Source organism: uncultured Sphingomonas sp. (assembly GCF_937859915.1).
In the GTDB taxonomy this organism is placed as follows: domain Bacteria; phylum Pseudomonadota; class Alphaproteobacteria; order Sphingomonadales; family Sphingomonadaceae; genus Solisphingomonas.
Genome location: NZ_CALMAW010000080.1, coordinates 32,650 through 46,765 on the forward strand (window position 1 = coordinate 32,650; position 14,116 = coordinate 46,765).

Here is a 14,116-nt window from a genome sequence, read left to right on the forward strand (position 1 = left end):
GCGGGGCACCGATCGAGCCGGCCGCGACCTGCGCATTCTGGCCCTGGATCGCGGCGATCACCTCGTCGACGGTCAGATTCCGCGCGGCGGCCTGATCGGGATCGATCCAGACGCGCATCGAATAGTCGCGCGCGCCGATTTCCTGGACGTTGCCGACGCCGGTGATGCGCTTGATGCGATCCTCGACCTGGATGCCGACATAGTTGGAGACATATTGCGGATCGAGCGAATGGTCGGGCGAGCTGAACGCCACCGCCATCAGGAAGTTGGGCGATGCCTTGCGCACGGTCACGCCGATCTCGCGCGCCTCCTCGGGCAGCCGCGGCTCGGCCTCGGAAACGCGGTTCTGCACCAGAACCTGCGCGTTGTTGACGTCGGTGCCGAGCGCGAAGCTGACCGTGATCGTCAGCGTCCCGTCGCCGATCGACGAAGACGACATGTAGATCATCTGCTCGACGCCGTTGATCTGCTCCTCGAGCGGAACGGCGACGGTCTCCGCCATCGTCTCGGCGGTGGCGCCGGGATAGGTCGCCGAGACCGTCACGGTCGGCGGCGCGATGTCGGGATATTGGCCGACGGGGAGCGAGGGATAGGCGACGAGCCCGACGATTACGATCAGGATCGACAGCACCGCCGCGAAGATCGGCCGCTCGATGAAGAAATGGGGGAAGCGCATCTGCGTCCGATCAGTTCGCCGAGCCGGATACCGAGGCGGTCGAGGCCTGCGGCACCGTCACCGAGGTCGTCGACGGTCCGGCATCCTGCGAGCGCGGCTTGATGACGATCTTGGTCGCGTCGACCTTGGTACCCGGCTGGAGCATCGCGAGCCCGTCGAGCACGACCAATTCGGTGGGTGCCAGGCCGTCGCGGATCGCGCGCAGCCCCATCACCTCGGGCCCGGTCTGGACGACGCGCGACACGACCTTGCCGTCCTGCCCGACGACGAACACCGTCTTGCGGGTCTGGTCGGTCACGATCGCCTCGTCGGGGACGAGCATCGCCCGGTAGGTGCCCGAACCGAGCAGCCGGGCGCGGCCGAACATGCCGGGGGTGAGGAAGTGGTTGGGGTTGGGCACGACGGCATGCGCCTGGATCGTGCCCGAGCCGGGGTCGATCGCATTGTCGACGAACGCCATGCGGCCGTGGTGCGGATAGTCGGTCTCGTCGGCGAGCTGGATATCGACCGGATTCTGCGCGGTGCGCGACGAGCCGCGCGAGCCCTTCTGTGCTTCGCGCTGATATTTGAGGTAGAAGCTCTCGGCGCCGTCGAAGGTAAACCAGATCGGATCGAGCGACACGACCGTGGTCAGCACGGTCGACTGCGCGGTCACCTGGTCGCCGAGCGACACGCGGCGGCTCGAGACGCGGCCCGAGACCGGCGAATAGACGGTGGTGAAGGACAGGTTGAGGCGGGCATTGTCGGCGGCCGCGATCGCGGCCTGCAGGGTCGCGCGATCGGTACGCACGGTCGCCTGGTCGGTCTCGAGCTCCTCCTTGCTGACCGCCTGGACGGCGACGAGCTTGGCCGAGCGGTCCGCGACCGAGGTGGCATTGGCGAGCGACGCGCGCGCGCTGGCGATCTGCGCCTGCGCCTGCTCGAGCGTGGCGCGATAGGGACGCGGATCGATGATGAAGAGCGGCTGGCCGGCGCGCACGTCCTGCCCGTCCTTGAACAGGATCTGGGTCACCACGCCGTTGATCCGCGCGCTCAGCGTCACCGACTGCGGCGCCTGGAAGCGGCCGATATATTCGTCCCAATCGACGACGTCGCGGACCAGCGGCTGGCCGACCGAGACATGCGGCGGCGGCGGCGCCGGCGGCTTGTCGGCGCCCTTCGAGCATCCAGTGATCAGGGCAAGCGCAACGACGGCTGCGGCGGTACGGGTCATCCGGTTTTCCTCTATTGCGGCGCAGCAATACCCCGCGATCGGAACAGCGCAAGCTTTTTCTACCGATCGGTACCGAATTGACCGGACCGACATTACCATAAATACACCTTCGGCGGATGGCCAGCGGCCTCTTCCGCCGCGCCGATGACAACGCTAGGCAGGCGCCGCCTATTTAGGAGATGACCATGGCCGATGTCGATGCCCTGATGCGCAAGGCGCCGGTGATCCCGGTGCTGGTGATCGACCGACTCGAGGACGCGGTGCCGATCGCCGAGGCGCTCGTCGCCGGCGGCCTGCCGCTGCTCGAGGTCACGCTGCGCACGCCGGTCGCGCTCGATGCGATCCGCGCGATGGCCAAGGTGCCGGGCGCGATCGTCGGCGCGGGCACGGTGCTCAACGACCGCCAGCTGGGCGACGCGCAGGCGGCGGGGGCGACCTTCATCGTCTCGCCGGGGCTGACCGCGCCGCTGGCCAAGGCGGCGGCGGCCGCCGACATCGACTTCCTGCCCGGCGTCGCCAATGCCGCCGACATCATGGCCGGGCTCGATCTCGGCCTCACCCGCTTCAAATTCTTCCCGGCCGAGGCGGTCGGCGGGCTGAAGGCGCTGAAGGCCTATGCGTCGGTGTTCCGCGACGTGCGCTTCTGCCCGACCGGCGGGATCAGCGCCGAGTCGGCGCCGCAATGGCTTGCCGAGCCTGCGGTGCTGTGCGTCGGCGGCAGCTGGCTGGTGCCCTCGGGCACGCTCGACGAGGCTGCGATCCGCCAGCGCGCCGAAGCGGCGGCGGCGCTGCGCGTCTAACCGTTCCCCGGCGCACGCCGGGGTCCAGGCCCGCGATGTGGGGCAGGCGCGACGGCCAAGGCGACGTCGGGCCTGCCCCCGGCGGTCGCCGAAGACCTATCTCGCCACGCTCCGCTTCCGCGCATAGGCGAAATACACCACCAGCCCGAGCGCGTTCCACGCGAAGAAGCGCAGCTGCGTGCCGAGCGGCAGGTTCCAGAACAGGTACAGGCAGCCCGCGATCGCGACGAAGCCGACCAGCGGCGCCCAGGGCGTGCGGAACGCCCGCATGCGATCCGGCTCGCGGCGGCGCAGGATCAGCATCGAGGCGCCGACCGCGACGAAGGCGCACAGCGTTCCCGCATTGGCGAGCGCGGCGATCTCGGCGAGCGGCAGGAAGGCGGCGATCCCCGCCACGATCACCGCGGTCCCGATCGTCACCGCCACCGGCACGCCGCTGCGCGGGGAGACGCGGCCAAGCCGCTCGGGCAGCAGCCGGTCGCGCGCCATCACGAAGAAGATCCGCGTCTGCCCGAACAGGAAGGCGAGGATCACCGTCGGCAGCGCCACCACCGCGACCGCGCCGAAGATCTTGGCGGTGGTGAACGCGCCGATCGTGCGCAGCACCAGCGCGAGCGGCTCGGCGGACTGCGCGAACTGCGCCACCGGCACCGCGCCGATCGCGCAGGCGGCGACCGCGACATAGATAATCACGCAGGCGACCATCGATCCGACGATCCCGATCGTCAGGTCGCGGCCCGGGTCGCGCGCCTCTTCCGCGGCGGTCGACACCGCATCGAAGCCGTAGAAGGCGAAGAAGATGATCGACGAGGCCGCCATCACCCCCTGCTTCACCCCGTCGGGGCCGGCATGCTGGAAGAAGCCGAACGGCATGAACGGATGGAAATTGGCTGCCTTGAACGCGGGCAATGTCACCGCCACGAACAGCGCGAGCGCCGCGATCTTGAGCCCGACCAGCCAAGCGTTGAGCGTCGCCGACTCGCGCGTGCCGACGAGCAGCAGCCCGGCGACCAGCGCGATGATCGCGATCGCGGGCAGGTTGATCACGCCGCCGGGTTCGTAGGGGCCGGTGGCGAGCGCCTTGGGGATGGTCCAGCCGATGCCGTCCATGAACCCGGTGAAATAGCCCGACCAGCCGACCGCGACGGTCGAGCAGACCACCGAATATTCGAGGATCAGGCTCCAGCCGACGATCCACGCGATCGTCTCGCCGACCGCGACATAGGAATAGGTGTAGGCGCTGCCCGATTGCGGGATCAGCGTCGCGAGTTCGGCATAGGCGAGCGCCGCCGCCGCGCACACTGCGCCTGCGATCAGGAAGGACAGCAGCACGCCGGGCCCGGCCAGCGCCGCGCCGACCCCGGTCAGCGTCAGGATGCCAGTGCCGACGATCGCGCCGACACCGAGCGCCATCAGATGCGGCCAGCCGAGCGTGCGGCGGAGCGCGTGCTGGCCGTCGACCGGCACGAGCTCGATCGGCTTGCGGGGGCCCCAGAAGGTCATCGGGCAGCGATTGCGGTGAGAATGATGTCTGCGGGGTGGCGGTCGCTGGCGATGATCATGACCCGAGCGTGACAGACGGGATGGCGCTTTGGAAGATCGATTCGCGCGGACCGGTTCGCAGCGGAAGCCGCCACATCGCCGCGCCGGCCGCCGTCCGCCGATCCGAACGGGATTCGGATTGCATATCGCCAAATCGGCGTTTGCCGCGCTTCCGCGCAGATCGTCGAGTGGATGGTAGCTAACCCGTCTGCGCAGCCGGACCGTGACTTCATCCATTGCTGATCATGTTACCACGGCGTTTTTCGTGGCGGCGGCGACGCCCTCTCGCGTCACCATTGACTCCGTCATTGCGTTCCCGGAATCAGAGACCGGCCAATACTATGGAGAGGACATATGCGGATCGGACATTACGCTGTCTGCTTGTCGGCCATACTGAGTCCGGGACTGGTTCTGGCGCAAGCGCCGTCGTTCGACACGGGCTATTATTATCGTCTGGCAACGCAGTTCCGCGGCCCAGACATGCAGTTGGACGTGGTCAATGGCGGCGACAGAAACGACTTCGTGCATCTCGCTCCGGCGGATGATGTCTCGGGCCAGCTCTGGCACCTGATGCCGGCCGGCGGCGGCGCCTGGCGCCTGACCACGATGTTTCGCGGCGAATCGCGCTGCCTGGACGTCGTCAATGGCGGCGCCCTCGACACTATGGTCCACCTCGCGCCCTGCGGAAACTACACCGGGCAGCTCTGGACGATCAGCCAACAAGGCGGGTTTTACCGACTGACCACCGCATTCCGCGGGCCCGCCATGTGCCTCGACATCGTCAACGGCGGCCCGGAGAACGATCAGGCCCGGCTCGCCCCGTGCGGCAATTATACCGGGCAGATGTGGCATTTCCAGCCGAGCCGAACACGCGTCACCCCCTAGCGACGATGGACCTGTGCCTGGCGAGATCGACCGCCGGGCCTGCGCGCTTCCAGCGGCAACCAGCCCTCCTGTCCCCTACCCCCACAGACTCCCGGGCGCGTTGAACATCCGCCCGCGCTCGAAGGTGAAGCCGTCGGGGCGGTCGTGCGCGAGCAGCAGCGGGCCGTCGAGGTCGGCCCATTCCGCGCCCTGTGCCGCGAGAAAGGCGGGCGCGACGCCGAGCGAGGTCGACAGCATGCAGCCGACCATCAGCTTCAACTTCTGCGCGCGGGCCTCGCGGATCAGCGCCAGCGCCTCGCTGAGGCCACCCGCCTTGTCGAGCTTGACGTTGATCGCGGCATAGCGGCCGACGCAGCGCGCGAGATCGGCGCGGTCCTGGCAGCTTTCGTCGGCGCAGAGCGGGATCGGCGATTTCACCCCGTCGAGGAGATGGTCCTCGCCCGCCTTGACCGGCTGCTCGATCAGCTCGACCCCGAAGGGGAGCAGCGTCGCGGCCTCGGCGGCGACGTCGCGCCCGGTCCACGCCTCATTGGCGTCGACCACCAGCCTGGCCGCGGGCGCGCCGCGGCGCACCGCGGCGACGCGCTCGACATCGCCCTCGCCCGCCAGCTTCAATTTGAGCAGCGGATATTTGCCCGCGACCGCGCGCGCGTCCGCCTCCATCTTCGCCGGCTCGCCGAGCGAGATGGTGAAGGCGGTGACCAGCGGCTTGGGCTCGGCGAGCCCCGCCAGCCGCCACACCGGCACGCCGCAGCGCTTCGAATCGAGCTCCCACAGCGCGGTGTCGACCGCGTTGCGCGCGGCGCCCCGCGGCAGCAGCTGGGGCAGGTCGGCGCGCGACGCCCCGTCGGCGATCGCGCCGGCGACCGACAGGATCTGGTCACGCACGCTCTCGGCGGTCTCGCCATGATAATAGATCGCGGTCGCCTCGCCGCGGCCGCGCGCGTCGCCGTCGGCGAGCGTGGCGACGACGACGTCGACCTCGGTCTTGGCGCCGCGGGCGATCACGAACGCGCCCGCGACGGGCCAGCGTTCGATGCGCGCGGCGAGCCGCGTTGCGGTCATGCGATCCTCGTCATCTGGTCAGGTGGTGGAGGCGGAGTCGCCGGCGGACGCGGGCAATGCGCGCGGTGTCGCCAGCGGCCAATAGGGCTTGGGCAGGATCCGCGCGGCACGCTCGAACGCCGCCTTGACGTCCCCGCGGGTCAGCAGCTTCGCCCACAGCAGCCGCAGCCGCGAGGACGCATGCGGCAGCAACGCGGCGTCGGGCTGGAACTGGTCGGCGAGCCGGTCGGCGCCTTCGGTGGTGGCAAGCGCGGCGATCGCGATCGGCGCCGCCTCGGCCTCGCGCCCGTCGCAGAGCAGCCCCTCGATCGCGGCGGCCTGGTTGTCCGCGGCGACCGCCTTGAGCGCGTCGGCGGCGATCTTGGCCTCGGCACCGCGCTTGAGCCCGACCAGCGCGCAGACCTGGTTGCGCCGCAGCCAGGCCAGCCCGAAGGCGGAGAGATAGCTCGGCTGCGCGGCGAGACCCGCGGTCGCGACCGCGAGCTCCTCGTCGAAGCGCCCGGCCTCGTCGAGCTGCTCGGCGAAGCCGATCAGAGCGCCCGCGGCCTCGGGCATTTTCGACAGGTCCGCGGTCGCGAACGGGCGCAACCGTGCAAGCGCCGCGTCGCGGTGCCCGGCGGCGGCCTGCGCGTCGGCATCGGCGAGCACGAGGTCGATCTGGTCCTCGCTCATGCCGGGCGCGATCTTGGTCGCCGCCGCGGTGACGCTGACGTCGTCGAAGCGGCCGAGATCGCCGAACGCCTGCGCCGCGTCGAGCGTCGCATGGACGTCCTGCGGCGCATTGGCATAGGCGTCGAGCGCGGTGCGCGCATAGCCGTCGATCGCGGTGCCCCCGGCTGGGCCCATGCGCGTCTCGATGTCGGGCCACAGCGCGGCATAGCGCCGCTCGATCGCCATCTCCCAGAGCAGTTCGGGCTTGTCGATCCGGTCGAGCAGCGCCCGCGCATCCTCGGTCGCGTGCGTGTCGAGCAGCGCGCCGATAGCGTCGGCGGCAAGCGTCTCGGCGAGATCGGGTCGGTCGCTCGGGTCCCAGTCGGCCAGCGCCAGCGCCAGCGCGGTACGGTCGCGCCGCGTGGTGTCGCCGGCGATGGTCAGCGCCTGCGCGACCTGCCGCCACAGCTCGCCGGGGATGAGGGTGAGCGCGGTCGAGCGCTGGTCGGCGGCGGCGGCGAGCTCGTCGGCGGCCTGCGGGATGCGGCCGGCGTCGACGTCGTTGAGGATCTGGTAGCCGCGCAGCATCGCATTGTCGGGCGCCTGCGCGCGCAGCTCGGCGAGCAGCGGCGCGACCTCGGCAAAGCGCCCCGCGCCCGGCAGGCAGGGCAGCCGCAGCAGCTGCGCGGAGAAGCGGCCGGGGGTGCCTGCGCCAGCACCGCCTGCGACGGCGGGATCGAGCAGCGCGAGCACGGCCTTGCAGTCGTTCGCCTGGGCGAGCGGCAGCGCCTTGGCGACGGTGGCGTCGAGCGTGGCAGAAGGGGTCGCCGCGTGCGGCGGCGGGGCGACGGTAGCGAGAGCGGGCGTCGCGAAGGCCGCGAGCGCGAAACCCAAAAACCTCCCCCGCAGGGGGAGGGGGACCGTTCGCAAAGCGAATGGTGGAGGGGTATCCGAGGCCCGGAACATGCGCCACCCGTCGGAGGCGTGGTCCACCCCTCCACCACCCTGCGGGTGGTCCCCCTCCCCCTCCGGGGGAGGTATGAGACGCAGCTCAGGCGCCACCCCCATCTCGTCCGTCATGCCCGGCTCAACCCTGCGCATGCTCCGCGATCCACTGCTCGAGCACGGGGGCGATCTGTTCGCGCCAGCGGCGGCCGTTGAAGATGCCGTAGTGGCCGACCGTCTCGGCGAGATGATATTTCTTCTTCTCCGCCGGCAGGCTGGTGGCGATGGTCAGCGCCGCCCGGGTCTGGCCGACGCCCGAGATGTCGTCCTTCTCGCCCTCGATGGCGAGGATCGCGGTGTCGGTGATCGCCGCCGGATCGACGACCCGGCCGCGGTACATGAGCTCGCCCTTGGGCAGCTTGTGCTGCTGGAACACATCCTCGATCGTCTGCAGGTAGAATTCGGCGGTCATGTCGCAGACCGACCGATATTCCTCATAAAAAGCCTTGGTCGCATCCGCGCTCTCGCCGTCGCCATCGACCAGCTGCTGATACATGCGGTAGTGGCTCATCATGTGGTTGCCGAGGTTCATCGCCATGAAGCCGGCGAGCTGCAGGAAGCCCGGATAGACCTTCCGCCCGCCGCCGGCATAGTTGAACGGCACCGTCGCGATGACATTTTGCTCGAACCAGGCAAGCGGACGCTGCGTCGCGACCGTATTGACCGCGGTCGGCGCCTCGCGCGTGTCGATCGGGCCGCCCATCATGGTCAGCGTCGCGGGGCGGCAGGGATGCTTGTCCGCGTTCATCAGGCAGGTCGCGGCATAGACCGGCACCGAGGGCTGGCACACCGCGAGCACATGCGCGCCGGGGCCGATCTCGGCGAGGAAGTCGATGACATAGTCGATATAGTCGGAGAGATCGAAGCGCCCGGCGTCGAGCGGGACCGCCTTGGCGTCGCGCCAGTCGGTGATGTAGACCTCGTGGCTCGCCATCATCCGCTCGACGGTGCCGCGCAGCAGCGTCGCATAATGGCCCGACATCGGCGCGACGATCAGCAGCTTGGGCTGATCGGTGATGCCCTCGCGGGTGAAGCGCTTGAGCTGGCCGAACGGCTTGCGCAGAACGATCTCCTCGAACACGGTGACGGTCCTGCCGTCGACGATCGTGCTCTCGAAGCCGAATTCGGGTTTGCCGCGCGGCTGCGAGGCGTGCGCGAACACGTCGAGCCCCGAGGCGATCATCGGGCCGAAGCTGGTCCGGCCGAGCGGATTGGCGGGATTCTGCAACCAGCCCTTGCCCATGTCCGCGAGAAAACTCGCCCCGGTCAACCAATTGCGCTGGAACTCATAGGCATCGTAGAGCAAATCGATCTCCCGCGGGCCGCGTGCATCCTGCCCGATAGCACGGAACGGCTGAACGACCTTCTAAAGCAATATGGGGTGTTCGCACTTGCAAAAAAAGCAGGTGCGCGATGCGGTTGCGGGACAGTCCGGCGTCCGCCCGGTTCGCCATCCCGAACTCGGTTCGCGATCCAGACACGCTGCGCCCGACCTTCGAACGCCGCGCGTCGGGATCCTGACCTTCGTCAGGATGACGGACAGGGCCGGTGACGGTAGGGGCCGGTGACGGGACGTCCCCCAAACGTCCCGTCATCCCGATCTCGGTTCGGGATCCAGACACGCCGCACCCGACCTTCGAACGCCGCGCGTCTGGATCCTGACCTTCGTCAGGATGACGGACGAGCCAGGTGGCGGGCTGGCCCCCAAACCTCTCGTCATCCCGAACGTGGTTCGGGATTCAGACACGCCGCACCCGACCTTTGATCGCCGCGCGTCTGGATCCTGACCGTCGTCAGGATGACGGACGGCGGAAAGCGCGGCCGCTCCGCCGCGCGCGCCGCGATTGAGCGGCTCCGCGCAGGATGCTAGATCGCGGCATGGCCCGCCCCCCTCGACCCGCCGCCCCGACCGATCCGCGCGAGCGGCGTCTCGGCAACCTCCGGATCGTCTGGACGCGCGCGCTGCGCTATCCGGGGCATATCGCCGCCGCGCTGGCGGCGCTGTGCGTCTCCTCGGCGGCGACGCTCGGCATCCCCTACGGGCTCAAGCGCGTGATCGATCGCGGCTTCTCCTCGGGGGTCGACCCGCACGGCGTCACCACCTCCTTCCACTATCTGCTGATGATCGTCGCGACGCTGGCGCTGGCGACCGCCATTCGCTTCTGGTTCGTCGCCTGGATGGGCGAGCGCGTCGTCGCCGACCTGCGCATCGCGGTGCAGGCCAATCTGCTGACGCTGTCGCCGCGCTTCTTCGAGGAGAATCGCCCGTCCGAGATCGCCTCGCGCCTCACCTCCGACACCACGCTGATCGAGCAGGTCGTGGGCACCACCGTCTCGGTCGCGCTGCGCTCGAGCTTCACGATGGTGGGCGGGCTGATCTTCCTGTTCACGCTGTCGGTCAAGCTGGCGGCGCTGATGGTGATCGGCATGCCGCTGGTGCTGCTGCCGATCCTGCTGCTCGCAGGATCGCATCGCCGACGTCGGCGCGCTCGCCACCGAGACGCTGGGCGCGATGCGGATCGTCCAGGCGTTCGGGCAGGAGGGCCGCGAGGCCGCCCGCTTCCGCGGCGCGGTCGAGGCGGTGTTCGGCACCGCGCGCCGCCGCATCGCGCTGCGCGCGGTGATGACCGCGCTGGTGATCGGGCTGATGTTCGGCGCGATCGTGCTGATCCTCTGGCAAGGCGCGCTCGACGTCGCGCATGGCCGGATGACCGGCGGCGCGATCACCGCCTTCGTCGCGACCTGCGGCATCGTCGCGGGCTCGTTCGGCAGCCTCGCCGAGGTCTATGGCGACCTGCTGCGCGGCGCCGGCGCGGCCAGCCGGCTGAGCGAACTGCTCGGCGCCGAGGCCGATATCCGTGCCCCCGCACATCCGGTCGCACTGCCGGCGTCGGGCGCCGGGCGGCTCCAGTTCGACCATGTCACCTTCCGCTACCCGACCCGCCCCGAGATCGCCGCGCTCGACGACGTCACGCTCGACATCGCAGCCGGCCAGACCGTCGCGGTGGTCGGCCCGTCGGGGGCGGGCAAGTCGACGCTTCTGCAGCTCGCGCAGCGCTTCTACGATCCGCAGGCCGGGCGCGTGCTGCTCGACGGCGTAGCGCTGGCCGACGCCGATCCCGCGCTCGTCCGCAAGCGGATCGCGATGGTGCCGCAGGACACGGTGATCTTCGCGGCCTCGGCGCGCGACAATCTGCGCTACGGCGATTGGGATGCCGACGACTCGGCGCTGTGGGCCGCCGCCGAGGCCGCCAACGCCGCGACGTTTTTGCACGCGCTGCCCGATGGACTCGACACCTATCTGGGTGAAGGCGGTGCCAGGCTGTCGGGCGGCCAGCGCCAGCGCGTCGCGATCGCGCGCGCACTGCTCCGCGACGCACCGCTGCTGCTGCTCGACGAGGCGACCTCGGCGCTCGACGCCGAGAGCGAGCGCCTCGTCCAGGACGCGCTCGATCGCCTCATGCAGGGCCGCACCACGATGGTGATCGCGCACCGCCTCGCGACCGTGCGCAAGGCCGACCGCATCGTCGTGATGGAGGAAGGCCGCATCGTCGAGCAGGGCACGCACGAGCAGCTGTTTGCGGGCAGCGGGCTCTACGCCCGGCTGGCGAAGCTGCAGTTCGAGGTGGCCTAGGCTCGGCGGCGAAGAGACGCGCCGCGCGGACAGCCGGCTCAACGTCATCCCGGACTTGATCCGGGATCCAGGGCGTCAGGCGCGGCGCGTGGACCCGATCCCGACGTGCATCGGAACGATGCGATACAGGGTCACCGCATCGTCAGCCCATGCGTCCGCTTATAGTCCGCGATCGCCTGGAGCAGCCCCGCGACCTCGGCGGGGACCATCACGCCGTCGAAATCGTCGCCCGACTGCGCCTTGAAGCGGAAATGCCAGGTCGCGGCATTGCCGGGCGCGTAGCCGGCGGCGATCGTCTTGAGCAGCGGCTCGTCGAGCGGCACCGCGACGCTCTCGATCCGCGTGCAGCGGTCGACGAGCACCGCCGAGCGCAGACAATGCTCGATGCGCCCGAGATTGATCGTCTCGACCGCCCGCGGCCCGGCCGGGGTCTCGTAATTGACGCTGTCGAAATATTTGTAGAGCCGCCGGACATAGAGGATCTGTTGATAGAGCTGGAACGTGGTCCGGCCGCTGGTCTTGTCGACGAAGGCGCGCAGGAAATTGTCGCTCTGCACGATGCGGAGCAGGCCATGGCGCTCGAGATAGCCGGGCTCGGTGGTGATCGTCGCGCGGACCTCGAGCGCATCGTCCTTGACGCTGGCGGTGCGCGCGAAATCGTCCGGCGTCATCGCGAGCAGCGCGCGGGGCGGAACCGCGAGATCCTCGGCCGGCAACGCCGCGGCGCTCGCGCACAGCCCCAGAAACGCGCCGACCATCCGAAACCGCATGCGATCCGCCCCCGCCTCGCTGCGGCCGAGGAGATTACGCCGCGGGCATGGGCGTCAAGCCGGAGACGGGTTCATTCCGGGCGAGACCTGCCCGGTCCGGCCAGCTCAGCCGACGTACCGCCACCGCACGGTCTCGCCGGCATGGAAGGGGACGAGGCTGATCCCGCCGTCTGCGATCACCGCCGGTACCGGCACAGCCTCGCGTTCCAGCGTCACACGGCCTTCGTTGAGCGGCAGACCGTAGAAGGTCGGGCCATGGACGGACGCGAACCCCTCCAGCCGGTCGAGCACGCCCTCCTCTTCGAAGACCTGCGCATAGCTTTCGAGCGCGAACGGCGCGTTGAAGATCCCGGCGCATCCGCACGCCGTCTCCTTGCGGCCGACCGTGTGGGGGGCGCTGTCGGTGCCCAGGAAGAATTTGGGCGAGCCCGACACCGCCGCCCCGCGCACCGCGAGGCGGTGGGCTTCGCGCTTGGCGACCGGCAGGCAATAGGCGTGCGGACGGATGCCGCCGTCGAAGATCGCGTTGCGGTTGATGATGCAGTGCTGCGGCGTGATCGTCGCGCCGATCTGCGGCCCGCTGCCCGTGACGAAGTCGACCGCTTCGCTGGTCGTGATATGCTCGAGCACGATCTTGAGCGCGGGGAAATCGCGGACCAGCGGCGCGAGGATGCGGTCGATGAACACCGCTTCGCGGTCGAAGATGTCGACCTGCGCGTCGGTGACCTCGCCGTGGACCAGCAGCGGCATGCCGATCCGCTGCATCGTCTCGAGCACGCCCGCGAGCCTGGCGATATCGGTGACGCCATGCGCGCTATTGGTCGTGGCATTGGCGGGATAGAGTTTGCACGCCGCGAACACGCCCTGCGCATGGCCGCGCGCGATCTCCGCCGCGTCGGCATCGTCGGTGAGATAGCAGGTCATCAGCGGGGTGAAGTCGCTGCCCGCCGGCAACGCCGCCAGGATCCGCGTACGATAGGCGTCCGCGGCCGCGACGGTGACGACGGGCGGGGTCAGATTGGGCATCACGATGGCGCGGGCGAATTGGCGCGCGGTGTAGCCCGCGACCGCGTGCAGCATGTCGCCGTCGCGCAGATGGACGTGCCAATCGTCGGGGCGGCGGATCGTGATCTGGGTCGTCATGCGTCTGCCCTGGCTGGCTGGGATCGTCGTCGCTCGGCACGAACGGGTGGAATGTGGCGCGGAACCCCCTACCTTGCCGACATGACCACCGCCACCCTCCTCGCGCATCGCGCGCTGATCCGGCTTTCGGGCGAGGCCGTCGCCGGCTTCCTGCAGGGCCTCGTCACCAACGACACCGCGGTGCTGGCCAGCGGCCGGCCGATCTGGGCGGCGCTGCTCACCGCGCAGGGCAAGGCGCAGTGGGATTTTCTGCTGTGGCCCGACGGCGACGAGGTGCTGGTCGATTGCGAGGCGTCGCAGGCCGAGGCGCTGGCAAAGCGGCTGAGCATGTACCGGCTGCGCCGCGCGATCACGATCGCGCGCGACGAGACGCTCGGCGTGCATTGGTCGGCCGACGGGGCCGTGGCCGGTGACGCCGACCCCCGCCTGCCCGCGCTCGGCCGGCGCTGGCTCGCGGCGCCCGGCGGGGAGCCGGCCGACGAGGCCAATCGCGCGCATCGGCTGCGTCTGGGCGTGCCCGAAGGCGTCGCCGAGCTCGGCCAGGACAAGACGCTGTGGCTCGAGGCCAATGCCGTCGAGCTGGGCGGGGTCAGCTTCACCAAGGGCTGCTATGTCGGCCAGGAGAATACCGCGCGGATGAACTGGCGGCAGAAGGTCAACCGCCGGCTGGCCGTGCTGGAGACCGACGCGGATCCCGGCGAGGCGGCGCGCGCCTGGTATCCCGACCTCGGC

Annotated in this window: 10 protein-coding genes and 2 pseudogenes (1 of these 12 cut by a window edge); 4 read left to right on the forward strand and 8 right to left on the reverse strand. The window is 69.8% G+C overall.

The window, feature by feature from the left end; genetic code table 11:
- Window positions 1–676 (reverse strand): annotated as a pseudogene (locus Q0326_RS10335) (multidrug efflux RND transporter permease subunit); it reaches 2,489 nt to the left of the window's first position.
- Window positions 677–686: 10 nt separating this feature from the next.
- On the reverse strand, window positions 687–1,889 hold the full coding sequence (locus Q0326_RS10340; RefSeq protein ID WP_298689831.1) for an efflux RND transporter periplasmic adaptor subunit: 1,203 nt from the start codon (window positions 1,887–1,889) through the stop codon (window positions 687–689).
- A gap of 179 nt (window positions 1,890–2,068) precedes the next feature.
- Here Q0326_RS10340 and eda point away from each other — a divergent pair, with 179 nt between their 5' ends.
- Window positions 2,069–2,689 (forward strand): bifunctional 4-hydroxy-2-oxoglutarate aldolase/2-dehydro-3-deoxy-phosphogluconate aldolase, encoded by a 621-nt coding sequence (gene eda, locus Q0326_RS10345; protein ID WP_298689833.1) that lies wholly within the window; start codon window positions 2,069–2,071, stop codon window positions 2,687–2,689.
- A 96-nt stretch (window positions 2,690–2,785) separates the two neighbouring features.
- Here the strand turns inward: eda and Q0326_RS10350 are convergent, their stop codons facing one another.
- A complete protein-coding gene (locus Q0326_RS10350) occupies window positions 2,786–4,192 on the reverse strand; it encodes an amino acid permease (RefSeq protein ID WP_298689835.1) in 1,407 nt (468 codons plus the stop codon).
- A gap of 393 nt (window positions 4,193–4,585) precedes the next feature.
- On the opposite strand from Q0326_RS10350, the gene Q0326_RS10355 reads away from it, so the two are divergent.
- Window positions 4,586–5,116 (forward strand): RICIN domain-containing protein, encoded by a 531-nt coding sequence (locus Q0326_RS10355; RefSeq protein ID WP_298689837.1) that lies wholly within the window; start codon window positions 4,586–4,588, stop codon window positions 5,114–5,116.
- 75 nt (window positions 5,117–5,191) lie between these two features.
- On the opposite strand, the gene dgcA is transcribed toward Q0326_RS10355, so the two are convergent.
- From dgcA to phaZ, 3 genes are all read right to left on the reverse strand, one after another.
- The gene (dgcA, locus tag Q0326_RS10360; RefSeq protein ID WP_298689840.1) at window positions 5,192–6,181 is read right to left on the reverse strand and encodes an N-acetyl-D-Glu racemase DgcA; all 990 of its coding nucleotides are present in this window, start codon (window positions 6,179–6,181) and stop codon (window positions 5,192–5,194) included.
- 18 nt (window positions 6,182–6,199) lie between these two features.
- Window positions 6,200–7,726, reverse strand: coding sequence for a hypothetical protein (locus tag Q0326_RS10365; RefSeq protein ID WP_298689842.1), 1,527 nt, complete (start codon window positions 7,724–7,726; stop codon window positions 6,200–6,202).
- Window positions 7,727–7,919: 193 nt separating this feature from the next.
- On the reverse strand, window positions 7,920–9,143 hold the full coding sequence (gene phaZ, locus Q0326_RS10370; protein ID WP_298689844.1) for a polyhydroxyalkanoate depolymerase: 1,224 nt from the start codon (window positions 9,141–9,143) through the stop codon (window positions 7,920–7,922).
- Window positions 9,144–9,715: 572 nt separating this feature from the next.
- Between phaZ and Q0326_RS10375 the strand changes: the two are divergent.
- Window positions 9,716–11,471 (forward strand): annotated as a pseudogene (locus Q0326_RS10375) (ABC transporter transmembrane domain-containing protein).
- A gap of 131 nt (window positions 11,472–11,602) precedes the next feature.
- Here the strand turns inward: Q0326_RS10375 and Q0326_RS10380 are convergent.
- On the reverse strand, window positions 11,603–12,241 hold the full coding sequence (locus tag Q0326_RS10380) for a hypothetical protein (RefSeq protein ID WP_298689846.1): 639 nt from the start codon (window positions 12,239–12,241) through the stop codon (window positions 11,603–11,605).
- Between the two features lie 105 nt (window positions 12,242–12,346).
- Entirely contained in the window at window positions 12,347–13,384 is a 1,038-nt protein-coding gene (gene pyrC, locus Q0326_RS10385) for a dihydroorotase (protein WP_298689848.1), read from the reverse strand.
- An 81-nt stretch (window positions 13,385–13,465) separates the two neighbouring features.
- On the opposite strand from pyrC, the gene Q0326_RS10390 reads away from it, so the two are divergent.
- The coding region (locus Q0326_RS10390; RefSeq protein ID WP_298689850.1) for a folate-binding protein at window positions 13,466–14,116 on the forward strand (651 nt) is incomplete at its 3' end.